General features: G+C 71.7%; 24 protein-coding genes. 11 read left to right on the forward strand and 13 right to left on the reverse strand.

The genetic code is table 11. The features are described 5' to 3' along the window. Positions 1-109: 109 nt before the first annotated feature. Positions 110-691, forward strand: coding sequence for a Uma2 family endonuclease (locus OHS82_RS16160; protein ID WP_328434062.1), 582 nt, complete (start codon positions 110-112; stop codon positions 689-691). Positions 692-704: 13 nt separating this feature from the next. Here the strand turns inward: OHS82_RS16160 and OHS82_RS16165 are convergent, their stop codons facing one another. The 6 genes from OHS82_RS16165 to OHS82_RS16190 form a co-directional block, all read right to left on the reverse strand. Continuing rightward, positions 705-1178, reverse strand: coding sequence for a S26 family signal peptidase (locus tag OHS82_RS16165; protein ID WP_057584401.1), 474 nt, complete (start codon positions 1176-1178; stop codon positions 705-707). Then, positions 1175-3007 (reverse strand): ABC transporter ATP-binding protein, encoded by a 1833-nt coding sequence (locus OHS82_RS16170; RefSeq protein ID WP_328434063.1) that lies wholly within the window; start codon positions 3005-3007, stop codon positions 1175-1177. The genes OHS82_RS16165 and OHS82_RS16170 overlap by 4 nt, the downstream gene beginning before the upstream one ends. Beyond that, positions 3004-3555, reverse strand: coding sequence for a TlpA family protein disulfide reductase (locus tag OHS82_RS16175; RefSeq protein ID WP_057584403.1), 552 nt, complete (start codon positions 3553-3555; stop codon positions 3004-3006). The genes OHS82_RS16170 and OHS82_RS16175 overlap by 4 nt, the downstream gene beginning before the upstream one ends. 15 nt (positions 3556-3570) lie before the next feature. After that, a complete protein-coding gene (locus OHS82_RS16180; RefSeq protein WP_057584404.1) occupies positions 3571-4107 on the reverse strand; it encodes a MauE/DoxX family redox-associated membrane protein in 537 nt (178 codons plus the stop codon). Positions 4108-4226: 119 nt separating this feature from the next. Beyond that, positions 4227-4406, reverse strand: a complete 180-nt coding sequence (locus tag OHS82_RS16185; protein WP_057584405.1) for a hypothetical protein — start codon at positions 4404-4406, stop codon at positions 4227-4229. A gap of 73 nt (positions 4407-4479) precedes the next feature. After that, complete coding sequence (locus tag OHS82_RS16190; RefSeq protein WP_157876476.1) at positions 4480-5013, reverse strand: redoxin domain-containing protein; 534 nt, start codon at positions 5011-5013, stop codon at positions 4480-4482. Positions 5014-5149: 136 nt separating this feature from the next. Here OHS82_RS16190 and OHS82_RS16195 point away from each other — a divergent pair, with 136 nt between their 5' ends. Next, complete coding sequence (locus tag OHS82_RS16195) at positions 5150-5920, forward strand: AfsR/SARP family transcriptional regulator (protein ID WP_157876477.1); 771 nt, start codon at positions 5150-5152, stop codon at positions 5918-5920. Between the two features lie 173 nt (positions 5921-6093). Here the strand turns inward: OHS82_RS16195 and ychF are convergent, their stop codons facing one another. Then, positions 6094-7182, reverse strand: a complete 1089-nt coding sequence (gene ychF / locus OHS82_RS16200; RefSeq protein ID WP_057584413.1) for a redox-regulated ATPase YchF — start codon at positions 7180-7182, stop codon at positions 6094-6096. A 389-nt stretch (positions 7183-7571) separates the two neighbouring features. Here ychF and OHS82_RS16205 point away from each other — a divergent pair, with 389 nt between their 5' ends. Continuing rightward, positions 7572-7985, forward strand: a complete 414-nt coding sequence (locus OHS82_RS16205; protein ID WP_057584414.1) for a DUF6542 domain-containing protein — start codon at positions 7572-7574, stop codon at positions 7983-7985. A 141-nt stretch (positions 7986-8126) separates the two neighbouring features. On the opposite strand, the gene ppgK is transcribed toward OHS82_RS16205, so the two are convergent. Next, positions 8127-8873, reverse strand: a complete 747-nt coding sequence (ppgK, locus tag OHS82_RS16210) for a polyphosphate--glucose phosphotransferase (protein ID WP_057584415.1) — start codon at positions 8871-8873, stop codon at positions 8127-8129. A gap of 29 nt (positions 8874-8902) precedes the next feature. Continuing rightward, complete coding sequence (locus OHS82_RS16215; RefSeq protein ID WP_328434064.1) at positions 8903-9955, reverse strand: 4-hydroxy-3-methylbut-2-enyl diphosphate reductase; 1053 nt, start codon at positions 9953-9955, stop codon at positions 8903-8905. 105 nt (positions 9956-10060) lie between these two features. Here OHS82_RS16215 and xseA point away from each other — a divergent pair, with 105 nt between their 5' ends. The 3 genes from xseA (at position 10061) to OHS82_RS16230 (ending at position 12426) form a co-directional block, all read left to right on the forward strand. Then, positions 10061-11269, forward strand: coding sequence for an exodeoxyribonuclease VII large subunit (gene xseA / locus OHS82_RS16220; protein WP_057584751.1), 1209 nt, complete (start codon positions 10061-10063; stop codon positions 11267-11269). Between the two features lie 12 nt (positions 11270-11281). Continuing rightward, positions 11282-11509, forward strand: coding sequence for an exodeoxyribonuclease VII small subunit (locus OHS82_RS16225; RefSeq protein ID WP_328434065.1), 228 nt, complete (start codon positions 11282-11284; stop codon positions 11507-11509). A gap of 326 nt (positions 11510-11835) precedes the next feature. Continuing rightward, the gene (locus tag OHS82_RS16230) at positions 11836-12426 is read left to right on the forward strand and encodes a malonic semialdehyde reductase (RefSeq protein ID WP_057584417.1); all 591 of its coding nucleotides are present in this window, start codon (positions 11836-11838) and stop codon (positions 12424-12426) included. A gap of 61 nt (positions 12427-12487) precedes the next feature. On the opposite strand, the gene OHS82_RS16235 is transcribed toward OHS82_RS16230, so the two are convergent. Beyond that, positions 12488-13012: a DUF4245 domain-containing protein gene (locus tag OHS82_RS16235; RefSeq protein WP_057584418.1), complete on the reverse strand. Its 525-nt coding sequence runs from the start codon at positions 13010-13012 to the stop codon at positions 12488-12490. Between the two features lie 130 nt (positions 13013-13142). On the opposite strand from OHS82_RS16235, the gene glpX reads away from it, so the two are divergent. Then, on the forward strand, positions 13143-14177 hold the full coding sequence (gene glpX, locus OHS82_RS16240; RefSeq protein ID WP_057584419.1) for a class II fructose-bisphosphatase: 1035 nt from the start codon (positions 13143-13145) through the stop codon (positions 14175-14177). A 73-nt stretch (positions 14178-14250) separates the two neighbouring features. On the opposite strand, the gene OHS82_RS16245 is transcribed toward glpX, so the two are convergent. Together OHS82_RS16245 and OHS82_RS16250 are read right to left on the reverse strand one after the other, a co-directional pair. Continuing rightward, positions 14251-14628 carry a WhiB family transcriptional regulator gene (locus OHS82_RS16245; protein ID WP_057584420.1) on the reverse strand — a complete coding sequence of 126 codons (378 nt, stop codon included), beginning with the start codon at positions 14626-14628 and terminating at the stop codon, positions 14251-14253. A gap of 125 nt (positions 14629-14753) precedes the next feature. Continuing rightward, on the reverse strand, positions 14754-15452 hold the full coding sequence (locus tag OHS82_RS16250; RefSeq protein WP_057584421.1) for a DUF1707 SHOCT-like domain-containing protein: 699 nt from the start codon (positions 15450-15452) through the stop codon (positions 14754-14756). Between the two features lie 164 nt (positions 15453-15616). Between OHS82_RS16250 and OHS82_RS16255 the strand changes: the two genes are divergently transcribed. From OHS82_RS16255 to OHS82_RS16270, 4 genes are all read left to right on the forward strand, one after another. Next, on the forward strand, positions 15617-17284 hold the full coding sequence (locus OHS82_RS16255) for a fumarate hydratase (protein WP_328434066.1): 1668 nt from the start codon (positions 15617-15619) through the stop codon (positions 17282-17284). Positions 17285-17412: 128 nt separating this feature from the next. Next, the gene (locus tag OHS82_RS16260; protein WP_328434067.1) at positions 17413-18798 is read left to right on the forward strand and encodes a class II fumarate hydratase; all 1386 of its coding nucleotides are present in this window, start codon (positions 17413-17415) and stop codon (positions 18796-18798) included. Between the two features lie 73 nt (positions 18799-18871). Further along, positions 18872-19564: a cytidylyl-2-hydroxypropylphosphonate hydrolase gene (fomD, locus tag OHS82_RS16265; protein WP_079041627.1), complete on the forward strand. Its 693-nt coding sequence runs from the start codon at positions 18872-18874 to the stop codon at positions 19562-19564. Between the two features lie 316 nt (positions 19565-19880). Continuing rightward, entirely contained in the window at positions 19881-21992 is a 2112-nt protein-coding gene (locus OHS82_RS16270) for an ATP-binding SpoIIE family protein phosphatase (protein WP_079041628.1), read from the forward strand. 108 nt (positions 21993-22100) lie between these two features. Here the strand turns inward: OHS82_RS16270 and OHS82_RS16275 are convergent, their stop codons facing one another. Beyond that, a complete protein-coding gene (locus OHS82_RS16275) occupies positions 22101-24521 on the reverse strand; it encodes a transglycosylase domain-containing protein (protein ID WP_057584426.1) in 2421 nt (806 codons plus the stop codon). Positions 24522-24748 lie beyond the last annotated feature (227 nt).

The following is a 24748-nucleotide window of genomic DNA, read 5'->3' on the forward strand; positions in this document are numbered from 1 at the left end:
ACACGCCCGGCATATCCGCATGTCCGCACCGACGGCCGCCGGAAGAGGCCGGTCCGCATCCGGTGACGATCTCGTGGCCCGCGCCGCACCGAGTCGCTACCGTTGAGCCATGACCGCACTGCCCGACTGGATGCGCCCACCGCGTGCGGAAGGCTGGTTCGCGGAGGACCTGGACCGCCTCCCCGAGGCGCCACGCCACACCGAGCTCATCGACGGAGCCCTCGTCTTCATGATGTCGCCGCAGCGAGCCTGGCACGGCCGCCTCGTCACGGCCCTGACCACCACGCTCATGGCACAGGCACCGCCCGGCGTCGAGGTCGAGCGGGAGATGACGATCCGCCTCGATGCCCGAAACCGCCCCGAGCCGGACCTCTTGCTGACGAACCTGCCCTACGACCCCGACCGCACCTGGTGCGCCCCGGAGGACGTGAAACTCGTCATCGAGGTCGTCTCACCCGAGTCCGCGCACCGGGACCGCACGGTCAAGCTCCGCAAGTACGCGGAAGCGGGCATCGCGCACTACTGGTGCATCGAGGACGAGGACGGGGATCCCGTCGTCCACGTCTACGAACTCGACGAGCCGACCGGTTCCTACGCGCCGGCGGGCATCTTCCGGGGCTCCCTCACACGACCGGTGCCCTTCGAGATCAGCCTCGACCTCGACAAGCTCACCCCGCCCCGGCGCACCTGACCAGGTGTCCTGACTAGGTGTGTTGAGCCGCGGCGGCCCGCAGGCGGAACAGGACGGTTCCGACGAGCTTGTCCTCGGGGCAGTAGCCCAGCTGCTTGGAGTCCCGGGAGCCCGGCTGCTCGCCCAGGAGGACGAGCATCCCCGGCGGCACGTGCGTGCCGGGGCACCGGCCGGCCCAGCGCGGCACGGGCTCTCCGGCGACGGCCACGATGCGTTTGACGTACCACGCGTCGCGCAGGTCCGGCGCCGGGCCCGTGACGGTGTGCCAGCCGTGCTCGGGATGGGGTGCGACGACGACGGCCACCCGGCCCGTGGCGACCCGGCGTCTGCCGCGGAGCAGCAGGAGCCGGTCGCCGGGCATGAGGGTCGGCGACATGCTGTACCCGCGGACGGTCACGGCCACCAGCCTCCCACGCGCCAGGAACAGGGCCGCGGCGAGGACGAGGAGCGCCGCCGTGGCGAGGAGCAGCGGGGCCGCCGCCGTCACCGGACGGTCTCCTCGTAGCCCCGGGCCTGCGTGGTGAAGAGCTCGGCATAGGCGCCCTGAGCGGTCATGAGCTGTTCATGGGTGCCCGCCTCCCGCACGGTTCCGTCGGCGATGACGACGATGGCGTCCGCGGCGCGGACGGTGCCCAGACGGTGGGAGACGAGGATGCTCGTCGCGCCCTGACGGAGCGAGGTGAGACGGTCGTGGACGTGACGTTCGGCGACCGCGTCGAGGCCGGTGCCGGGTTCGTCGAGGATCATGAGATCGCGTTCGGAGCGCATCAGGGCCCGGGCGAGCGCGAGGCGCTGCCACTGGCCGCCCGACAACTGGACGCCGGGGCTGCTGTCTTCCGTGTCGTCGGGGAAGAACATCCGGCTGAGCATGGTGTCGTACCCGTGGGGGAGGCGGGTGAGGGCGGTGTGGATGTCCGCGTCGTCGGCGGCGGCACGGATGCGCCCGTGGTCGTGGAGGGAGCCGAGGTCGCCCAGGCCGATGTTCTCGCCGGCGGTGAGGTCGTACTCCATCGGGTCCTGGAAGACGACGCTGACCCGCTCGCGCAGCTGGTCAGCGGGGAAGTCCCTGATGTCGATGCCGTCCCAGCGGATGCTGCCCCGCTGCGGGTCGTAGAGGCGGCACAGCAGTTTGACGAGGGTGCTCTTGCCGGCCCCGTTGAGTCCGACGACGGCCAGGCTGGTGCCGTGCGGGACGAACAGGCTGATTCCGCGGAGGACCCACGGTCCGTCGTCGCTGTAGCGGAACCAGACGTCCCGGAGTTCGAGGCCCTGGCTCAGGGGCGGCGGGGCGATCGGGGCGGCCGGGACGGGGAGGTCGTCGCGGACCTGGACGACATGCAGGTAGTGGCTGAACATCAGGGCCGTCTGGTGGCTCTGGGCGATGCACCCCACGAGGCTGATGAGTGCCGTCTGCATGCCGGCGAGGGCCGCCACGAGGAGGGACACGTCACCGGCGGTGAGGACGTGGACGGCCGCCTGGTGCACGCCCCAGACGAGTGCGGCGGTGGAGACTCCGGCTCCGAGGACGGCGAGGGCCGTCTCGTAGGTGACGAGGCGTCGGTCGAGACGTTCCTCCTGCCGGTTGATGCTGTCGAGGTCGGTGCGCATGCGCTGCGCGAAGTAGCCGCCGAGGCCGTAGAGGCGGATCTCCTTCGCCGCTTGGGAGTCCGTGAGGAGCCCTCGGTAGAAGATCTGACGGCGGGCGAGGTTGCTGGTGCGCCAGAACATGTCGGCGCGATGCCGGCTGTTGGCCAGATGCGCGAACAGGGCCGGCACGGCCGCGACGACGAGGACGGCGGCCAGGGTGGGGCTGACGAGCAGGAGACTCGTCAGGAAACCCGCCAGGGTGAGAACGCTCTGGACGCCCTGGAAGGTCGCGCCGACCAGTCGTTCGGCCCCCTGCGCACTCTGGACGGCGAGTTGGACGCGGTCGTGGAAGGCGGGCTGCTCGAGCTTCGACAGACCGCTGAGCCGGTTGACGGCCGTGAGCAGCTCGCTCTGCGCCCGGGTGGAGGTGGCGCGGCGGATGCGGCCGTCGGCGTAGGAGGAGACGGCCGAGGCTGCGGCGAGGAGGACCGTGAGCAGACCGATGCCGGCCGCCGCCCAGTTGAGGTCCGAGGCGCGGAACCCCTCCGCGGTGAGGCTGTCGACCACGTACTTGAGCAGCCAGGAAGCCGCCACGGGGGCTGCGCCCGCGATGACGACGGTGGCGACGCGGGCGGCGAGGGCCCCGGGGCAGGACCGCACCGTGAGGGCGAGGACGGCGCTGAGGCCCCGCACGAAATCGACGGGGCGGGAGGCGGACCGCCCGCTCATGCGGTGAGGAGGTCGAGCGCGGGCAGGGAGCCTTGGCCGATGCCCGTCCCGGTGACGGTCCCGTCGGCGTCGAGGAGGACGAACGAGGGGTGGTGGCGGACGCCGAAGACACCGGCGGCGGGTCCGTTCGGCGGTTCGGTGGCGGTGAGTTCGGTGAACGGGCCGACCGCTTCGAGCAGGGGGCCGGCTTCGGCGGGCGGCCCGCTGACGACGGCGACGAGACGGGCGCCCGACGGGGTGTTCGCCTCGGCCCAGCGTTGGATTCCGGGAAGGCTTTCCCTGGTGGGCCCGCAGTCGGGGCGGAGGAAACAGATGAGGGCGGGGTGGCCGGCCAGGGTGGCGGCGCTGACTTCGCCCCCGGCGGTGTGCAGGGTGAACGCGGGGGCGCGGTCGCCCTCCTGGACGGCGAGGGCCGGCGGCCCCGGGGCTGCGGCGGCCGGGGCGGGGGCCATCATGCTGCGCCAGCGTTTGCTGACCGCGACGGTCAGGAGGGCGTTGACGAGGGTGACCGCGGCGAGAAGGGCGAGGCCGGCGATGGCGTAATTCACTCTGTGATCGTCCTTTCAGCGTTGGCCGGTGCGGGCGGCGGAGAAGAACAAGGCGAGGTCGTCGGTGAAGACGGCGAGCGTGGTGAGATAGCCGGCGACCGCGACGGCGAGCACCAGTGCCGGCCCGTCGTAGGGGGCGCCGGCGCCCTGGGTGAGGGCGATGACGCCGCCGAGGAGCGCGAGCACCGTCAGGGCGGCGTTCCGTGCGACGTGCCAGGGGCCCATGGGCACGGTGGTCCTGCTGCCGAAGCAGGGGCAGCCGGCCGGGCTGCGACGCCGCATGGTGGTGACGGCGACGACGCTGAACGCGGCGCACAGGGCGGCGGCGACGGCCAGCCCCGCGGTGAGCGTCCGGGGCACGGCGAGGAGCACGGCGGCGAGGAGTTCGGCCGCGGGCACCAGGACGGCCAGGGCCGGCCGGGCGGCGGCGGGCACGCGCGTGAGGTCGCCCAGCGCCGTGGCGAACCGGCGGCGGTCGCGCAGCTTGGCGAGGCCGGCCACGGCCAGCACGCAGATCAGGGTCAGGCGGCAGACGAGCAGCAGGTCGGACAAGGGTGACTCCGGAGAGAGGGATGCTGGGCCGGCGTGGGCACGGGGCGGGCACAGGGCGGGCACAGGGCGGGCACAGGATGAGCTCGGGGCGGGCCGCACGCGGCCCGCCCCGAGGTGGTTCAGCAGTAGTCCCAGCTTCCGCAGCTGATCTTGCAGGCGCCGGTGTAACAGCAGCGACGGCAGCGCTGGGCGCTGGTGCTCCACTCGGTGTAGCAGTCCGGCGGGCAGCCCGCGTCCGCCACGGCCTTGGGCAGAATCCGCTCGATCAGACGGCCCGCACCGGCCTTCAGTGTGCGCATGGTTCTCCTCTTCCTGTGGGGATGGGATGTGCGTACTCCGCGGTGCGGCCACGGTCCGCGGCCGCACCGGGGCTCAGGAGGCCGCCGGTACCGGTTCGCGGTCGGCGGCGGAAGGGGCGGCGACGACGCCGTCCCGGTAGCCGAGAATCGTGGGGAAGGCGGGGACCCGCAGGGCGCCGAACAGCGGTGCCGCCTCGGGCCCGGGCACCACCTCGTCCGCCGGCCCGACGAGTCGGGCGGTCAGACTGCTCTCGACGGCTTCGGCGCCGATCACCAGGGCCAGGACCCGGCCGCCCGCCGCACGGGTCCGGTCGGCCCGTTCGGCGAAGTCGGGGAGGGCGTCGGTGCAGGACGGGCAGTCGTGGGAGAAGACGCCCAGCAGCAGCTCCCCGGAGCGGAAGTCGTCCTGGGTCAGCGTCCGCCCGCTGAGCGCGGTGGCGGTGAAGTCCGGTAGTGCGTCCCCGGGTTGGGGCCCCTGGGCCGCGAAGTCGGCGCGTCGGCGGACGGCTTCGAGCTCCTGCCAGCGGCGCAGGATGACCAGGAGCAGGACGAGGTTGAGCAGGGCGACGGCTCCGACGAGCACGAGACCGGCTAGGACGTATGGCACGTTTCGACCCCCTGGGCGGGTTGCACTTGGGAGCAGTGTGAGAGGTGGGGCCTGCCAGGAGGATGCCAAGACCTTGCCAGGAACATGACGGGCTGAGCACCATGACCGCATGCATGCCACGGGGTCATATTTTCGAGTGCTCGGCAGAGTTGAATGGACCGTCGACGGACACCCCAGGACCATCGGGCGCCGCCGCGAACGTCTGCTGCTGGGCTTACTTCTGCTGGAGATGGGCCGGCCGCTCCCGATGGACCGCCTGATCGATCTGCTGTCCGACGAGGACGAACGACCGCGGTCCCGGGCCGACCTGTATGTGAACGTCTGCCGGCTGCGGGCGAGTCTTCGCCGGGGCGGGGCCGACGGGTCGGTGCGGCTGGTGCGGAGCGGTTCGACGTACACGCTGACCGGCGATCCGCAGCTGGTGGACCTGCACCGCTTCACCCAGCTGGTGGACCGGGCCCAGCGGGGCACCGAGCCCCAGGAGGTGTCGCGCCTCGCCTCGTCCGCGCTGGCCGAGTGGCGGGGTGCGGTACTGGAGGACGTCGCGTCCGAGCGGACCCGCCGAGGTGTCGCCACCGCCTTCGACGAGCTGCTGATCTCGGCGCAACTGCTGCGTGTCGCGGCGGAGTTCAAGCTGCGCAACTACTCGTCGCTCGCCGCGGAGCTCGCGCGGCTCACCGCGGAGCATCCCGAGCACGAGATGCTCCTGGCCTTCCGCGCCGCCACGCTCTACGAATGCGGCCGCCGCGCGGACGCGCTGCGCGTGCTGTCCTCGGCGCGAGCGCGCATGGCCGCGCGGCTGGGGCTGGACCTGAGCCGCGGGCTCCAGGACCTGCGCGGGGCGATCCTGCGGGACGATCCCGTGGACCACCACATCTTCCGCTGCGGCGCCCTGGGCGCCGCCTGACGCGTCGGCCGCGGAACGTCCACCACGACGCTCCCACCGTCGAAGAGGCGCCTCCCGACTAGTGCATCCCGCACAGATCCACCACGGGATCGACGAAGGGGTCGGGCTCCCACGAGCCCGACCCCTTCCGACCTGCGTGCCCACCACATCGGCGGGACGTCGTCAGCCACCGCTCACACGTTGAAGCGGAACTCCACCACGTCGCCGTCCTGCATCACGTATTCCTTGCCCTCCATGCGGGCCTTGCCCTTCGCGCGGGCCTCGGCGACCGAGCCGGTCTCCACCAGGTCGGCGAAGGAGATGACCTCCGCCTTGATGAAGCCCTTCTGGAAGTCGGTGTGGATGACGCCGGCCGCCTCGGGGGCGGTCGCGCCCTTCTTGATGGTCCAGGCGCGGGATTCCTTGGGGCCGGCCGTGAGGTACGTCTGCAGGCCGAGGGTGTCGAAGCCGACGCGGGCGAGGGTCGCGAGGCCGGGCTCCTCGGCGCCCACGGACTCCAGGAGCTCCATCGCGTCGTCCTCGTCCAGCTCGGCGAGGTCCTGCTCCAGCTTGGCGTTGAGGAAGATCGCCTCGGCGGGGGCGACGAGGGCGCGCTGCTCGTCCTTGAAGGCGTCGTCGGTCAGCTCGTCCTCGTCGACGTTGAAGACGTAGAGGAAGGGCTTGGTGGTGAGCAGGTGCAGGTCGTGCAGGAGCTCGGCCCGTGCGCTGCCCTGGAGGACGCCCTGCGAGAAGAGCGTGTCACCCTTCTCCAGGATCTCCTTCGCCTCCTCGACGGCCTTCACCTTCGGGGCGACGTCCTTCTTGATCCGCGACTCCTTCTGCAGCCGCGGCAGGACCTTCTCGATGGTCTGCAGGTCGGCGAGGATCAGCTCGGTGTTGATCGTCTCGATGTCGTCCTTGGGCGAGACCTTGCCGTCGACGTGGACCACGTTCTCGTCCTTGAAGGCACGGATGACCTGGCAGATCGCGTCGGACTCGCGGATGTTCGCGAGGAACTTGTTGCCCAGGCCCTCACCCTCGCTCGCGCCGCGCACGATGCCCGCGATGTCGACGAAGTCGACCGTCGCCGGGAGGACACGCTGGGAGGAGAAGATCTCCGCCAGTTTCGTGAGCCGGGCGTCGGGGACGCCGACGACTCCGACGTTGGGCTCGATCGTGGCGAACGGGTAGTTGGCCGCCAGCACGTCGTTCTTGGTCAGGGCGTTGAACAGGGTCGACTTGCCGACATTCGGCAGACCGACGATTCCGATCGTGAGCGACACGTTGCGACTTCCCGTGGTGAGAGGGCCAAGGGGCCAGTTCCCGGAGTGAGAGGGCCAGGGGCCAGAGAGCTGACCGGTCCACCAGTTTACGGCGTGTCCCGGCGCGGCCCCGCTGGCCGGTCGAACGCTTGGCCAAGCTGCGCCGCACGGCGTGTCCGACACCCGATTCGGCACATAAACAGACCAGAGTTGGTCCGGTGGAGCAATACAGGACACGGGCCCCTGACCGGGACTCCCACCGAGACGCCCGACGTGACGCCCGACGGGACACGCCTCCCCTGCCTCCCCTGCCGCCCCGGCCGGGCCCGGACCGGAGCCGCCACGAGCCCCGCCCCGGCCCGGCCGCACGCGGGCCGGCGCCGCTGCCGCTGCCGCTGTCGCGGTGGAGGGTGCCGAACCCCCGGCTGACCGGGCTCGGCGCGGGGCTGTTCGGCTCGGTGCTGATGTTCCTGCTGGGCGGCCTGGACCAGCTGCTGTTCGGCGCCTCGCTCACGGCGTACGGCGTGCTGTTCCTGCCCGTGTGCCTGCTGACCGCGCTCTGGGTGCGCGCCGCCGATCTGCTGTCCGCTCCGGTGGTCGCGCCGATCGCCTTCTCCGTCGGGCTGCTGCCCGTGGCCGGCGGCGGCAACGGGATCGGGGCGCGGCTGATGGGGCTGGTCACCGCACTGGCCACCCAGGTCGGCTGGCTGTACGGCGGGACGCTGCTGGCGGCGCTGACCGTCCTGGCGCGCGGCCTGCGCCGGGCGGCGGCCGGCCGCAGGAACCCGGCCCGCCGCCCGCCGTCCCGCCGGGACCCGTCGTAGTCGTGGCGCGGCTCGTGTCACGGCTCGTGGCACGACGTGTGGCACGGCTCGTGGCGCCGCACGACGTGTGGCACGGCTCGTGGCGCCGTCCGCGGCCGTGACGGCCGACCCTCACGGCGGCACGGCCGCGGCCGCCGCGGCTCAGTCGCTCTTCGCCGCGTGCATCGCCGCGCCCACGATGCCCGCGTTGTTCTGCAGCTGGGCCGGGACGATCTCCGCCTTGACGCCCTCGATGAAGTGCAGGAACTTGTCGGCCTTGCGGCTGACGCCGCCGCCGATGATGAACAGCTCCGGCGAGAAGAGCATCTCGACGTGGGCGAGGTACTTCTGGACGCGGTGCGCCCAGTGCTCCCACGTCAGCTCGTGGTCCTCCCTGGCCTTGCTGCTGGCGCGCTTCTCGGCGTCGTGCCCGTGCAGCTCCAGATGGCCGAGCTCGGTGTTGGGGACCAGCGCGCCGTCCACGAACAGGGCACTGCCGATGCCCGTGCCGAACGTCAGCAGGATCACCGTGCCGCCGCGGCCGCGCCCGGCGCCGAAGGACATCTCGGCGACGCCCGCCGCGTCCGCGTCGTTGACCACGGTGACCGGCAGGCCGCCCAGCCGCTCGCCGAACAGGGCGCGCGCGTCGGTGTCGATCCAGCCCTTGTCGACATTGGCCGCGGTACGGATCGTGGCGCCGCCGGTGACGACGCCCGGGAAGGTCAGTCCCACGGGCCCCGTCCACCCGAAGTGCTCCACGACCTCCTGCACGCCGTCGGCGACGCTCTCGGGCGTCGCCGGGTGCGGGGTGAGCACTTTGAGCCGTTCCTGGGCCAGGTCGCCCTTGTCGAGGTCCACCGGGGCGCCCTTGATCCCGGATCCGCCGATGTCCACGCCGAAGATCTGCATGGCCCTACGTTACGACGGCCGACGGACCGTCACTCGGCCGAGGTACCCGCCGCACCGGACGCCGCACCGGACGCCGCGCCGCTCCCGCCGCGCCCGGCCGCCAGTGCCGCCGCCTCCTCGCGCAGGTCACGGCGGAGTTCCTTGGGCAGCGAGAAGGTGATGTGCTCCTCGGCGGCCTTGACGAGCTCGACGTCCCCGTAGCCGCGCTCGGTGAGCCAGGCCAGCACCTCCTCGACGAGGACCTCCGGGACGGAGGCGCCGGAGGTGACGCCGACCGTCGTCACGCCGTCCAGCCAGGCCTCGTCGATCTCGCTCGCGAAGTCCACCAGGTAGGCCTCGCGGGAGCCGGCGAGCTTGGCGACCTCGACCAGGCGCTTGGAGTTGGAGGAGTTGCGGGAGCCGACCACGATGACCAGCTCCGCCTCCGCGCCCATCTGCTTCACCGCGAGCTGACGGTTCTGCGTGGCGTAGCAGATGTCGTCGCTCGGCGGGGAGATGAGCTGCGGGAACTTCTCCTTCAGCGCGTCGACCGTCTCCATCGTCTCGTCGACGGAGAGGGTGGTCTGGGAGAGCCACACGATCTTCGACGGGTCGCGGACCTCGACCTTGGCGACGTCCGCGGGGCCGTCGACCAGCTGGATGTGGTCCGGGGCCTCACCTGAGGTGCCGATGACCTCCTCGTGGCCCTCGTGCCCGATCAGGAGGATGTCGTAGTCCTCCTGGGCGAAGCGGACCGCCTCCTTGTGGACCTTGGTGACCAGCGGGCAGGTCGCGTCGATGGTGGCGAGGCGCCCGCGCGCGGCCTCCTCGTGGACGACGGGGGCGACGCCGTGGGCCGAGAACATCACGATGTTGCCCGGCGGCACCTCCTCCGTCCGCTCGACGAAGATCGCGCCCTTCTTCTCCAGGGTCTGCACGACGTACTTGTTGTGGACGATCTCGTGCCGGACGTAGACCGGGGCCCCGTACTGCTCCAGGGCCTTCTCCACGGCGATCACGGCGCGGTCGACGCCCGCGCAGTAGCCCCGGGGAGCGGCGAGCAGGACACGGCGGCGGCCAGGCGAAGCAGTCATGCGTCCCATCGTAAGGCCGTGTCCGGCCGCCGCCGGCGTGCGCGGGGGGCCGCCGCCTTCCGCGCCCCGGCGCTCGGACCGGGGTTGTCGGTCGTGGCCGATACTCTCGTCGGCATGGCTGTGAACACGTCCGCGGACGCCCCGCTGCCCGTCGGTCAGGTGTCCCGGCTCATCGGAGGCTGGATCGACCGGCTCGGCGCGGTGTGGGTCGAGGGGCAGATCACCCAGCTGTCCCGGCGCCCGGGCGCCGGCGTCGTCTTCCTGACGCTGCGGGACCCGTCGCACGACATCTCGGTGGGCGTGACCTGCTACCGACAGGTCTTCGACGCGGTCGCGGACGTCGTCGGCGAGGGCGCGCGGGTCGTCGTCCACGCGAAGCCGGAGTGGTACGCGCCGCGCGGGCAGTTGTCGCTGCGGGCCGTGGAGATCAAACCGGTCGGCGTCGGGGAGCTGCTGGCGCGCCTGGAGCAGCTGAAGCGGTCCCTGGCGGCGGAGGGGCTGTTCGCCCCCGGGCGGAAGAAACCGCTGCCGTTCCTGCCGCAACTGGTCGGCCTCGTGTGCGGGCGGGCCTCCGCAGCCGAGCGGGACGTCCTGGAGAACGCCCGGCACCGCTGGCCCGCGGTCCGCTTCGAGGTGCGCAACGTCGCCGTCCAGGGCGTGCACGCGGTGACGCAGGTCGTCCAGGCCGTGAAGGAGCTGGACGCGCTGGAGGAGGTGGACGTGATCGTCGTCGCGCGGGGCGGCGGCAGCGTGGAGGACCTGCTGCCGTTCTCCGACGAGCAGTTGGTCCGGGCGGTCGCCGCCTGCCGGACACCGGTCGTCTCGGCGATCGGGCACGAGCCGGACAACCCGCTGCTGGACCATGTGGCCGACCTGCGCGCCTCGACGCCCACCGACGCCGCGAAGAAGGTCGTGCCGGACGTCGGCGAGGAGCTGGAGCGGGTGCGGATGCTGCGCGGGCGGGCCCGCAGGTGCGTGGAGGGGTATGTGGAGCGGGAGGAGCGCGGGCTGGCCCACGCGCTGGCGCGGCCCGCGATACAGGATCCGCACCGGATGATCGACGAGCGGGCCGATCACGTGGCCGCGCTCGCCGACCGGGCCCGGCGCACGCTCGGCCATCTCCTCGACCGCGCGGACTCCGAGCTGGGTCACACGCACGCGCGCGTGGTGGCCCTCTCGCCGGCCGCGACACTGCAGCGCGGGTACGCGGTGCTGCAGAAGGCCGACGGGCACGTGGTGCGGGACCCGGGCGAGGCGGCGGCGGGCGAGGCGTTGCGCGCGCGGGTGGCCGGGGGCGAGTTCACCGTTCGAGTCGACGAGTAGGAACACAGGGACATGACGAGCAGGACGGACGAGGCGCTCGGGTACGAGCAGGCCCGCGACGAGCTGATCGAGGTCGTACGGCGTCTGGAGGCGGGGGGCACGACGCTGGAGGAGTCCCTCGCCCTGTGGGAGCGCGGTGAGGAGCTGGCCAAGGTCTGCCGGCGTTGGCTGGAGGGCGCCCGTGAGCGGCTGGACGCGGCGCTCGCAGAGGAGGAGGAGGGGACCCCCGAGGAGGAGTGAACCGGACCCCGGGGACCGGGGGTGGCCCGGGACCGGGGGTGGCCCGGGGACCGGAGGTGGCCCGGGACCGGGGGTGGCCCGGGGACCGGAGGTGGCCCGGGACCGGGGGTGGTCCGGGACCGGGGGTGGTCCGGGACCGGGGGTGGTCCGGGACCGGGGGTGGTCCGGGACCGGGGGTGGTCCGGGACGGGTGTGAAGCGGATCACCCGGCCGCCGGCCCCACCTTTGTTGAAGGTTGAACATCTTTCGCGTACTGTCGGTACCGTCAGCCGATCCGGACCACGGTCCGGTACCGGATCCGGACGCCACCCGAAGGAAGTCCACGCATGTCTCTCGTTCTTGACGCCGCCGCCCAGGACCTGCTGTTCCGCGAGGCTCGCACCGCGAACACCTTCACCGACGAGCCGGTGACCGACGAGCAGGTCCAGGCGATCTACGACCTCGTCAAGTACGGCCCGACCGCGTTCAACCAGACCCCGCTGCGCGTCACCCTGGTCCGCTCCCCCGAGGCCCGCGAGCGCCTGGTGCAGCACATGGCCGAGGGCAACCAGGCCAAGACCTCCACCGCCCCGCTGGTCGCGATCCTCTCCGCGGACAACGAGTTCCACGAGGAGCTGCCCACCCTGTTCCCGGCCTTCCCGCAGGCCAAGGAACTGTTCTTCAGCGAGCGCCCGGCCCGTGAGGGCGCCGCCGCCCTGAACGCCGCCCTCCAGGCCGCCTACTTCATCATCGGCGTCCGCGCCGCCGGCCTCGCCGCCGGCCCGATGACCGGCGTCGACCTCGAGGGCGTCCGCAAGGAGTTCCTCGACGACGACCACACCCCCCTGATGGTCGTCAACATCGGCAAGCCGGGCGAGGGCGCCTGGTACCCGCGCTCCCCGCGTCTGGCCTACGACGAGGTCGTCACCACCGTCTGAGACCGCTGACGTGCGAGGAGGCCCCCGGCATGCCGGGGGCCTCCTCGCACGTGCGGGGCGCTCACGCCAGCTTCAGCGCGCCGGCCATCGTCGAGAGCCGGCCGAAGCCCGCCGTGCCCGCGACCACCGTGGTGGAGCCGCCGGCGTCCTTCAGCACGAGCGCGTCGTAGCGGCCGCCGGTGTAGCGCACCCAGGTGCGACCGCCGATCTGCTCGGTCACCTTGGTCTCGGACGCCCCCTGGCTGGCCTCCTCGATGAACTGCGAGCGCCGCTGGGTGGACTGCTCGATGGTCACGTACTCCCCGTCGGGGGTGTGGAAACCAAGGTGCCAGGCGTCGAACTCGTCGCCCCGGAAACGCACCGAGGTGGCCTTCCAGGTGCTCGGCAGGCCCTCGGGTGCGGCCACCGGGTAGGACGCCGCGCGGCGCGCCGTGAGGAGTTCGACGCGGTAGTCGACCCGCTTGACGTCGGGTGCGCGGTCGTCGTGGGGAATGAAGAGATAGATCACCCACGCCGCGATCATGATGAGCCCCAGGGAGAGGATCATGTCCCGGGCCGTCTTCTGTCTGCCGTTCGAACCTGCCACGCCCCCTATCGTCGCAGGTGCCCGGTGCGCTCATCCGTGGGGTCCCCTGCTCATTTTGTCGGACTGACGATAGAGTCGGGATCGAACCCTCATCCGGCCGTCGTCGTATCAGTCAGAAAGGTGCGCTCCGATGACCGAGCATCATCACTTGCCGTCCGAACTCGATGTCCCCTCCGAGGCCCCGGACCGCAACCTCGCCCTGGAGCTCGTCCGGGTGACCGAAGCGGCCGCGATGGCCGCCGGCCGCTGGGTGGGACGCGGCGACAAGAACGGCGCCGACGGCGCCGCGGTGCGCGCCATGCGGACCCTCGTCTCCACCGTGTCGATGAACGGCGTGGTCGTCATCGGCGAGGGCGAGAAGGACGAAGCCCCGATGCTCTTCAACGGCGAGCGCGTCGGCGACCAGACCGGTCCCGAGGTCGACATCGCGGTCGACCCCATCGACGGCACCACCCTGACCGCCAAGGGCATGCCGAACGCGATCGCCGTCCTCGCGGCCACCGAGCGCGGCGCGATGTTCGACCCGTCCGCCGTCTTCTACATGGACAAGCTGGTCACCGGCCCCGAGGCCGCCGAGTTCGTCGACATCGACGCGCCCGTCGAGGTCAACATCCGCCGGGTCGCCAAGGCCAAGCGGGCCACGCCGGAGGACGTCACCGTCGTCATCCTGGACCGGCCGCGCCACGCGGGCATCATCGAGGAGATCCGGGCCACCGGGGCGCGCATCAAGCTGATCTCCGACGGCGACGTGGCCGGCTCGATCCTCGCGCTGCGCGAGGGCACCGGCGTCGACCTGCTGCTCGGCATCGGCGGCACTCCCGAGGGCATCATCTCGGCCTGCGCCGTGAAGTGCCTGGGCGGCGTCATCCAGGGCAAGCTGTGGCCCAAGGACGACGAGGAGCGGCAGCGCGCGATCGACGCCGGGCACGACCTCGACCGGGTGCTGACCACCGAGGACCTGGTGACCGGCGAGAACGTGTTCTTCGTCGCCACCGGCATCACCGACGGCGAACTGCTGCGGGGTGTCCGGTACCGGTCGGAGACCGCGACCACCGACTCGATCGTGATGCGGTCGAAGTCCGGGACGGTCCGGCGGATCGACTCCGAGCACCGGCTGAGCAAGCTGCGGGCCTACAGCGCGGTCGACTTCGACCGGGCCAAGTAGGCCTCCGGCCCGTCAGGGCCGGAAAGCGGCAGAGGAGGGCGCCCCCGGTGCGGAGGGGGCGCCCTTCGTTCGTTCAGCCCGCCTGGGCTATGCGGTCCGCCGAGCGCACCGTCTTCTGCAGTTCCACGTCACGGCGGCGGCGCCGCGCGAGGACCACCCGGCGCTCGGCGGCGGTCAGACCGCCCCAGACGCCGTAGGGCTCGGGCTGCAGCAGCGCGTGCTCGCGGCACTCGACCATGACGGGACAGCGCGCACAGACCCGCTTGGCCGCTTCCTCCCGGGACAGCCGGGCGGCCGTGGGCTCCTTGGAAGGGGCGAAGAACAGGCCCGCCTCGTCGCGTCGGCACACCGCGTCGGTGTGCCAGGGGTCGTCCTGATCCCTGTCGCGCCCTGGCACCCGCGGGGCCGGGACGGCGGCGACCTGCAGGGGCGAATGCGGCGGTTGCAGCACGGGTCTTCTCCTGACGACGGCTTCGCGAGCGAGAGACGATGCAGCAGGCCTACCCGCTGTGCGCGCGCCTATGCACTGAGTTCCGGACCGCCGCCGCCGGGACCGCTCGTGCCGCCCGACGACCGTCAGCGGTCCAGGTGTCTGCGCAGACTCCGGTCGACCTTGTCCTGAACCCGGTCGAGGATGTCCGCCACGAGTTTGCCCCGCTTCGGCCTGCCCTCGATGTTTCCCAGCACCGCCCAGCCGTCGACGTAGACCACCGGGGCGTCGGACTGCGGGGAGTCGAGCGCGTCCACCTCGAAGTTGCCGAGGACCGCGCCGCCGGTGCCGCGCAGCGAGACGTTCTCCGGGACGCGGACCTCCACGTTGCCGAAGACCGAGAACGCCTTGATCACCACCTGCTGGTACTCGAAGAGCGCCTCGGTGAGGTCGATCTCGACGGTGCCGAAGACCGCGTACGCGTGGATGCGACGGCCGGCGCGCCAGCGGCCCCGGCGGACGGCGCTGCTGAAGACCGCGACCACGTTGTCGTCGGGGTCGGCGGGGATCGCACCCGGCGCCGGCCGGCCGGGGGCGGCGGCGGGGGCGGCGCGCCGCTCGTGCGCGGCGGGCAGGTCCCGGACGAACGCCTGCAGCTCGCCGACCGTCTTGGCGGCCAGCACGCCCTCGACGCGCTCGGCGTGCTCGTCGGCGGTCAGCCGGCCTTCCGCGAGGGCCTCGCGGAGCATGTCGGCGATACGGTCCCGGTCCGCGTCCGAGGCGCGCAGTTCGGCGGCCGGCGTGGGGGTCTGCGCGGGTGCGGCGGTCTGCTTCTGAAGGTCCACGACAGCAGCGTACCGACACACGATAGATCGCGATACCCCCGGCCCTCGCCGGTCCCGCGAGCACTGAGCCTTACCTCACAGGCTCGCCCTCGCGGGCAGGTTCTACGCTGGTGGACGCCCGCCGATGGAGGCGGTCGCCGTCTGCCGAGTGAGGAATGGGCGAGATGCCTGAGTTCGCGTACACCGATCTGCTCCCCCGGGGAGAGGACACCACCCCCTATCGGCTGGTGACCTCCGAGGGTGTCTCCACCTTCGAGGCCGACGGGCGGACGTTCCTCAAGGTCGAGCCGGAGGCGCTGCGCAAGCTCGCCGCCGAGGCGATCCACGACATCCAGCACTATCTGCGTCCCGCGCACCTCGCCCAGCTGCGCCGGATCATCGACGACCCCGAGGCCTCCGCCAACGACAAGTTCGTCGCGCTGGACCTGCTGAAGAACGCGAACATCGCGGCCGCCGGCGTACTGCCGATGTGCCAGGACACCGGCACCGCGATCGTCATGGGCAAGCGCGGGCAGAACGTCCTCACCGAGGGCGGCGACGAGGCGGCGCTGAGCCGCGGCATCTACGACGCCTACCTGAACCTGAACCTGCGCTACTCGCAGATGGCTCCGCTCACCATGTGGGAGGAGAAGAACACCGGCTCCAACCTCCCGGCCCAGATCGAGCTGTACGCCACCGACGGCGGCGCGTACAAGTTCCTGTTCATGGCCAAGGGCGGCGGCTCCGCCAACAAGAGCTTCCTGTACCAGGAGACCAAGGCCGTCCTGAACGAGGCCTCCATGATGAAGTTCCTGGAGGAGAAGATCCGTTCGCTGGGCACGGCCGCCTGCCCGCCGTACCACCTGGCGATCGTCGTCGGCGGCACGTCCGCCGAGTACGCGCTGAAGACCGCCAAGTACGCCTCCGCGCACTACCTGGACGAGATCCCGGCCGAGGGCTCCGCGCTCGGCCACGGCTTCCGGGACAAGGACCTGGAGGAGAAGGTCTTCGAGCTGACGCAGCGGATCGGGATCGGCGCGCAGTTCGGCGGCAAGTACTTCTGCCACGACGTGCGCGTGGTCCGTCTGCCGCGGCACGGCGCCTCCTGCCCCGTCGCGATCGCCGTGTCCTGCTCGGCCGACCGCCAGGCCGTCGCGAAGATCACCGCCGAGGGCGTCTTCCTCGAGCAGCTCGAGACCGACCCGGCGCGCTTCCTGCCCGACACCACGGACGAGCACCTCGACGAGTCCTCCGACGTCGTGCGGATCGACCTGAACCAGCCGATGGACGCCATCCTGGCCGAGCTGACGAAGTACCCGGTCAAGACCCGTCTGTCGCTGTCCGGTCCGCTGGTGGTGGCCCGCGACATCGCGCACGCCAAGATCAAGGAGCGGCTGGACGCGGGCGAGGAGATGCCGCAGTACCTCAAGGACCACCCGGTGTACTACGCCGGCCCTGCGAAGACCCCCGAGGGGTACGCGTCCGGCTCGTTCGGCCCGACCACGGCCGGCCGCATGGACTCCTACGTCGAGCAGTTCCAGGCGGCGGGCGGCTCCAAGGTGATGCTCGCCAAGGGCAACCGCTCGCAGCAGGTCACCGACGCCTGCGGCAGCCACGGCGGCTTCTACCTCGGCTCGATCGGCGGCCCGGCCGCGCGCCTCGCGCAGGACTGCATCAAGAAGGTCGAGGTCGTCGAGTACGAGGAGCTCGGCATGGAGGCCGTCTGGAAGATCGAGGTCGAGGACTTCCCGGCGTTCGTCGTCGTCGACGACAAGGGCAACGACTTCTTCAAGGACCCTGCCCCCGCGCCGACGTTCACGTCGATCCCGGTGCGGGGACCGGGACTGGGCTGACGCTCCCCGGTACGCAGCAGCACCCGCACACCGGCGTACACACGCACACCGGCGCGCCCCGCCCGGCGCAGTGGCCCGAACGGCCCTGCGCCAGGAACAAGCGGGGCGCCCCGCACGCTGTACCGGTCATGAGCGACTACCGCATCGAGCACGACTCCATGGGCGAGGTCCGGGTGCCCGCCGAGGCCAAGTGGCGGGCGCAGACCCAGCGTGCCGTCGAGAACTTCCCCGTCTCCGGGCAGCGCCTCGAGCGGGCGCACATCGAGGCGCTCGCCCGGATCAAGGGTGCCGCGGCGAAGGTCAACGCCGGGCTCGGAGTGCTCGACAAGGACATCGCCGAGGCGATCCAGGAGGCGGCCCGCGAGGTGGCCGACGGGAAGTGGGACGAGCACTTCCCCGTGGACGTGTTCCAGACCGGCTCCGGCACCTCGTCCAACATGAACGCCAACGAGGTGCTCGCCACCCTGGCCGGCGAGCGGCTGGGCCAGGAGGTGCACCCCAACGACCACGTCAACGCCTCGCAGTCCTCCAACGACGTCTTCCCCTCCTCGATCCACATCGCCGCCACCGCCGCCGTCACACGTGACCTGATCCCCGCCCTGGAGCACCTGGCCGACGCCCTCGGCCGCAAGGCGCAGGAGTTCGCCGACGTCGTGAAGTCGGGGCGGACCCATCTCATGGACGCCACGCCCGTCACCCTCGGCCAGGAGTTCGGCGGGTACGCCGCCCAGGTGCGGTACGGCGTCGAGCGGCTCACCGCCTCCCTCCCCCGGCTCGCCGAGCTCCCGCTGGGCGGCACGGCCGTCGGCACCGGCATCAACACGCCGCCCGGTTTCTCCGCCGCCGTCATCGAGGAGGTCGCCCGGAGCACCGGGCTGCCGCTGACCGAGGCGCGCGACCACTTCGAGGCGCAGGGCGCGCGGGACGGGATCGTCGAGACCAGCGGGCAGCTTCGGACCGTCGCGGTCGGCCTCACGAAGATCGCCAACGATCTGCGGTGGATGGCCTCCGGGCCGCGCACCGGACTGGCCGAGATCAGCCTCCCCGACCTCCAGCCCGGGTCCTCGATCATGCCCGGCAAGGTCAACCCGGTGATCCCGGAGGCCGTCCTCATGGTGGCCGCACAGGTCGTCGGCAACGACGCGACGGTGGCGACGGCGGGCGCTGCGGGCAACTTCGAGCTGAACGTCATGCTGCCGGTCATCGCGAAGAACGTGCTGGAGTCGATCCGGCTGCTCGCCAACGTGTCGCGGCTGCTCGCCGACCGGACCGTCGACGGGATCGTCGCCCACCGCGAACGCGCCCGTGAGTACGCCGAGTCCTCGCCCTCCGTCGTCACACCGCTGAACAAGTACATCGGGTACGAGGAGGCCGCGAAGGTGGCCAAGAAGGCGCTGGCGGAGCGCAGGACGATCCGTGAGACGGTCCTCGCGGGCGGATACGTGGAGCGCGGCGACCTGACGGTCCAGCAGCTCGACGAGGCCCTGGATGTCCTGCGGATGACGCGCCCGTGACCTTTCGCTCCCCGGGGTGAGAACCGTGTCACGCGCCGCAGCGTCATATGGCCATGGCACCTAATATCTCTCCATGGCAGACGGTGAAGCGGTGAGACGCGTGGGATCGGGCGATGCGGCGGCCTTCTGGGAGCCCGGGGACCGGATCCTGTGGCGCTACCGGGAGAACGGCGGCGCGGGCTTCCACATCGCCCGCCCGGTCACCGTGGTGCGCGACGACGCGGAGGTGCTGGCGGTCTGGCTCGCGCCGGGTACCGAGTGCGTCAAGCCGGTGCTCGCGGACGGCACGCCGCCGCACCGGGAGCCGCTGCGCACCCGTTACACCAAGCCGCGCACGGTGCAGCGCGACCGCTGGTTCGGCACCGGCGTGCTGAAGCTGGCCCGGCCGGGCGAGCCGTGGTCGGTGTGGCTCTTCTGGGAGCCGGGCTGGCAGTTCAAGAACTGGTACGTCAACCTGGAGGAGCCGCTTGTCCGTTGGGGCGGCGGAGTGGACTCCGAGGACCACTTTCTGGACATCTGCGTCTACCCCGATCACAGTTGGGGCTGGCGCGACGAGGACGAGTTCGCGCAGGCCCAGCAGGACGGACTGATGGACCGGACGGTCGCCGAGCAGGTGCTGCTGGCGGGCCGCAGGGCGCTGGAAACGATCCGTGCCTGGGGGCCGCCGTTCGACGAGGGCTGGCAGCACTGGCGCCCGGATCCGTCCTGGGCCGTACCGTTGCTGCCGGAGGACTGGGACCGTACGCCCGCGCACATGTCCACATGAGACCCTTGATGCGCCCCCGGGCAACAAACGTAGGATCGTCCTCCGCAAGGCACGCTGGCAGTAACTCCCGGAGCAGTCGCCGGGTCTGACCGAACGTCACCGAGGGGCGGCAGGACGTGAGCGAGGGGTACGAGGGCAACACCGGCGGCACGCTCGACGCCGGCCACCTGGGCCGCGAGCGGTCCACCGGCGACACACAGACAACCTCTGACCACGCGGGAATTCCGTTCCGGGCACACGTATTCCGGGTATCGGGTTTCCTGCGGGACCAACTGCGCGCGCGGCGCGCAGCCCCGGACGGACGGATTCGACACGCGTGACGGAGCAGCCCACCTCCTACGAACGCCCCCAGGGCGTCGACCCCACGGACCCCCGTGGGGCACTCCTGCATACTCCGGCCCCCGCGCCGGGCCCGTCCGCCTTACCGCCCGACGCCTCGGGTACGACGACGTGCGGCAAGGGCGGAAAGGGCGACATGGGCGGCCAGGGAGCCACGGGTAAGGACGCGGCCGGCGCGGAGGCGGGTGCGGGCGCCGAGCACTCCCAGCCTTCGGCGACCGCGGAGTCCGACACGCACCGGCCGCGTCCGGCGCCCGAGTCCATCCCGGCCCAGCCGGGCGGTGACGGACACCAGGAACGCGGTCCCGGCGGGCAGGAGCGGCGCGCCGGCGCCGGGGTGACGCCCGGCCGGCCCACGCCCATGCGGCGGGAGGGCGACCGGCTGCGCTTCGTGGGCGCCGCCACCCGGCGGATCGCCCGCGGTCTGGACCTCGACGAGATCGTGATGGGGCTGTGCCGGGCCACCGTGCCGACCTTCTCCGACGCGATCCTCGTCTATCTGCGCGACCCGCTGCCGGTCGGCGACGAGCGGCCCGCGGCGGACCGCATCATGCTGCGGCTGCGCCGCACCGACCGGATCCCGGAGGAGCGGGACACCGAGACCGGCTTCGCGGCGCTGGCCCTGCCGCTCCCGGAGCCGGCGGAACTGACCGCGGAACTGTCGGCCTCGGTCGGCGACATGTGCGAGGTGCGGCCCGGCGGGGCGCTCGCGGAGGTGCTGCGCGGGGTGCGTCCGGTGTTCGCCGACCACCCGGCCGCTCGCGCCGCGCTGCCCGAACTCCTGGGCACGGACAGCACCCTGGCGGTCCCGGGCGGTCAGCGGGCGATCCTGGCCCCGTTGCGGGGCCGTCGCCGGGTGATCGGCGCCGCCGTGTTCCTGCGGCGTCCGGAGCGCATCCCGTTCGAGAACGACGACCTGCTGGTCGCCGCCCAGCTCGCCACCCACAGCGCCCTCGGCATCGACAAGGCGGTGCTGTACGACCGTGAGGCGTACATCGCCGACGAGCTGCAGCGCACGATGCTGCCGGAGACCCTGCCGCGTCCCACGGGTGTGCGGCTGGCCTCCCGGTACCTGCCCGCGGCGGAGACCGCGCGGGTCGGCGGCGACTGGTACGACGCCATCCCGCTGCCCGGCAGCCGGGTGGCGCTGGTGGTGGGCGACGTCATGGGGCACTCCATGACGTCGGCGGCCATCATGGGTCAGCTGCGCACCACGGCGCAGACGCTCGCCGGTCTCGACCTGCCGCCGCAGGAGGTCCTGCACCATCTCGACGAGCAGGCCCAGCGGCTGGGCACCGACCGTATGGCGACGTGCCTGTACGCCGTGTACGACCCGGTCGCGCACCGCATCACCATCGCCAACGCCGGCCATCCGCCGCCCATCCTGTTGCATCTGGGCGGCCGGGCGGAGGTGCTGCGGGTGCCGCCGGGCGCGCCGATCGGCGTGGGCGGGGTCGACTTCGAGGCGGTGGAGCTGGACGCGCCGGCCGGGGCGACGCTGCTGCTGTACACCGACGGCCTGGTGGAGTCCCGGCTGCGGGACGTGGCGACCGGCATAGAACAGCTGCGGGAGAAGCTCGCGGCCACCGCGCAGCTCACCGGGCCGGATCACCCGCCGCCGCTGGAGGCGCTGTGCGACGAGGTGCTCGACATGCTCGGCCCGGGCGACCGGGACGACGACATCGCGCTGCTCGCCGCCCGCTTCGACGGGATCGCGCCGAGTGACGTGGCGTACTGGCTCCTGGAACCGGAGGACGCGGCGCCGGGCCGGGCCCGTCGGCTGGCCCGGCGGGCGCTGTCCCGATGGGGCCTGGAGGACATGTCCGACTCGGTGGAGCTGCTGGTCAGCGAGGTCGTCACCAATGCGGTGCGGTACGCCTCGCGGCCGGTGACGCTGCGGCTGCTGCGCACCGACGTGCTGCGCTGCGAGGTCGGGGACGACGTGCCGCAGCTGCCCCGGCTGCGGCAGGCCCGGGCGACCGACGAGGGCGGTCGCGGCCTGTACCTGGTCAACCGGCTGGCCCGGCGCTGGGGTGCCACGCGGCTCAGCACCGGCAAGGTGGTCTGGTTCGAGCTGAACCGGGTGTAGGGCGCGAAGGGCCTCTCGCCGGTTCGAGAGGCTCCGCCCAGGTGTGACGACGAGAGGGGCGCCCGGAGATCTCCGGGCGCCCCTCTGTGGTGTTCTCGCGCCGTTGCGCTACTGGCCGAGGAGCGGGTTCGCGGGATCGTCGCCTTGGCCGGGCGGATCGTCCGGCTTCGGCGACGGGGACGGCGACGAGGACGGCGACGAGGACGGCTTCGGCGACGACGACGGGGACGAGGACGGCGACGAGGACGGCTTCGGCGACGACGACGGCGACGTGCTCGGCTTGGGCGAGGACGACGGCGAGGCACTGGGCGACGGCGAGGTGGACGGGGACGGCGACGACGTGCGGACGGCCGCGCCCTGGTCGGTCTCCAGATCGAACTTGCTGACCTTGGTCGAGACGCCGAAGGTGTAGGTCGCCCAGATCTGCGCCGGGAAGCCACCGCCGTTGATGCGGCCCTTGGTCGAGGTCAGGCCCGTCGTCGCGCCGGTCAGCGGCACCTGCGCGTGGGTCTTGGCGTCCTCGCCGAACAGGCCGACCGAGGTCACCAGGTCGGGGGTGTAGCCGGTGAACCAGGCGGACTTGTTGTTGTCGGAGGTGCCCGTCTTGCCGGCCACCTTCTGGCCCTTGCGCAGCGGGTTGTCGCGCACGGACTTCTTGGCCGTGCCGTCGTCGACCACGCCGGTGAGGACCGAGGTGACGGAGTCGGCGGCCTCCCTGTCGATCACCTGGCCGCCGACGGCCTTGGCGAGCTGGAACGACGGGTGGGCGCTGTTCTGCGCCGACTTGATGATCGCCGGGGTGACCTTCTTGCCGTGGTTGTCGAGGGTGGCGTAGACACCGGCCATCTGCAGGGGACTCGCGCTCATGGTGCCCAGGGTCTGGGCGGGCACGGCCTTCAGGCCCTTGGTGTCCATGCCGAGGTTGCCGGCGACCTTCAGCACCTCGGGCATGCCGACGTCGACGCCCATCTGTGCGAAGACGGAGTTGATCGACTGGTTCAGCGCCGTCTGGACGGTGACGTCGCCGTAGTCCTGGTCGTCCTCGTTCTCCGGGGCGAAGCCGATGTCGCTGCCGACGACGGGGCGCTTGCTGGTGCCGTCGTAGAGGGTGTCGGCGGTGATCTGCTCGCCCTTCTGCGTCTTGGCGTTCTCGTCGAAGGCCGCGGCGAGGATCACGGGCTTGAAGGTGGAGGCCGGCTGGTAGTCGGTGCGGGTGGCGTTGTTGACGAAGTGTTCGGTGTAGCCGACGCCGCCGTACATCGCCTCGACCGCGCCCGTCTTCGGGTTCACGGACACCGCGCCGGCCTGGACGTCGCCGTCGACCTTGCGCTTCTTCTTGTCGAGCTTGCTGGTCAGCTGTTCCTTGACCGTCTCTTCGAGCTTCTTCTGCTTGGCCTTGTCGATGTTCAGCTCGATGTTCCAGCCGCCCTTCCTGACCAGGGCGTTGGCGGACTCGAGATCGTCGGCGGCGCCCTGGGCCACGAGCTGGCGGGCGAGCTCGGCGTTGGCCGCGTCCACCAGGTAGCCGACCTGGCCCTCCTTGCCGGGGGCGGCCTTGGGCTCCTTGGGCTTCGGGAACGTCATGGCGTCGCGTTCCGACTTCTTCAGCCAGTCCTGCTCGACCATGTTGTCCAGGACGTAGTTCCAGCGTGCCGTGACCAGGCGTTGGCCCGTGGCGGAGGCGGAGGACCAGTCGTACTGGCTGGGGGCCTGCAGGAGGGCTGCGAGGTAGGCGCCCTGTGCGACGCTCAGCTTGCCGGCGTCGACGCCGTAGTAGGCCTGGGCGGCGGCCTGGATGCCGTAGGCGCCGCGGCCGTAGTAGCTGGTGTTGATGTAGCCGGCCAGGATGTAGTCCTTGGACTCCTCCCGGTCCAGCTTGAGGGAGATGACCAGTTCCTTCAGCTTGCGCGTGACGGTCTGTTCCTGGCTCAGGTAGTAGTTCTTGACGTACTGCTGGGTGATCGTCGAACCGCCCTGCGCGCCCTTGCCCATGAGCGTGTTGAGGACACCGCGGGTGGTGCCCTTCAGGTCGACGCCGGCGTCGGTGTAGAAGGACTTGTTCTCGGCGGCGACGAAGGTGTGCTGGACGGGCTTGGGCACCTGGGCGAGGTCGACGTTCTCGCGGTTGAGTTCGCCGTCGCGGGCGAGGATGGCGCCGTTGCCGTACTTGTAGACGTTGCTCTGCAGGTCGGCGTCGGGGTTGCCCTTGGGGATCGGCGTGCTCACGTACAGCCAGACGAAGGCGCCGATCACGGCGACGGTCAGACCGAGGAACGTGCCCAGTATCTTCTTCCAGGTGAAGATCCGGCGTATGAGGCTCTTGTCCTTCTTGCCGGCCTTCCCCCTGCCGCCCTTGGCGCTCTTCTTCGCGCCTCGGCGGGCGGCCGCGCGACCGCCGGTCGCGGCCGCGGCCGCGCCGGTGGCCCCGGGGGCGGGGGGCGCCACCGACTCCGTCTCCGTCGAGCGGTTCCTGGGCGCCGCGCGGCGGCCACCGCGCTGTCGCGCTCGTCTCTCTTCCGCTCGTCCCATGAGTCCGCTCGCTCCGCTTCCTACTCGGCAGTCACACCCGTGCCCGGGGCAGGGCCAGGTCAGCTCAGAAAGCTAACACCGCTCGCCATGACGGCGTGCTCCCGATCCGGTCTTCGCGGGGCGTGAGAATGCGCACCCCGCACGACGGAAACCGTAGAGCGTCCCCACCGATTCGACGTGCGAGACGGGCACAGGGTTGCCATCCCGGGGTAAAGTGATATCACTTA

The sequence above is a fragment of the Streptomyces sp. NBC_00425 genome, assembly GCF_036030735.1.
GTDB lineage: Bacteria > Actinomycetota > Actinomycetes > Streptomycetales > Streptomycetaceae > Streptomyces.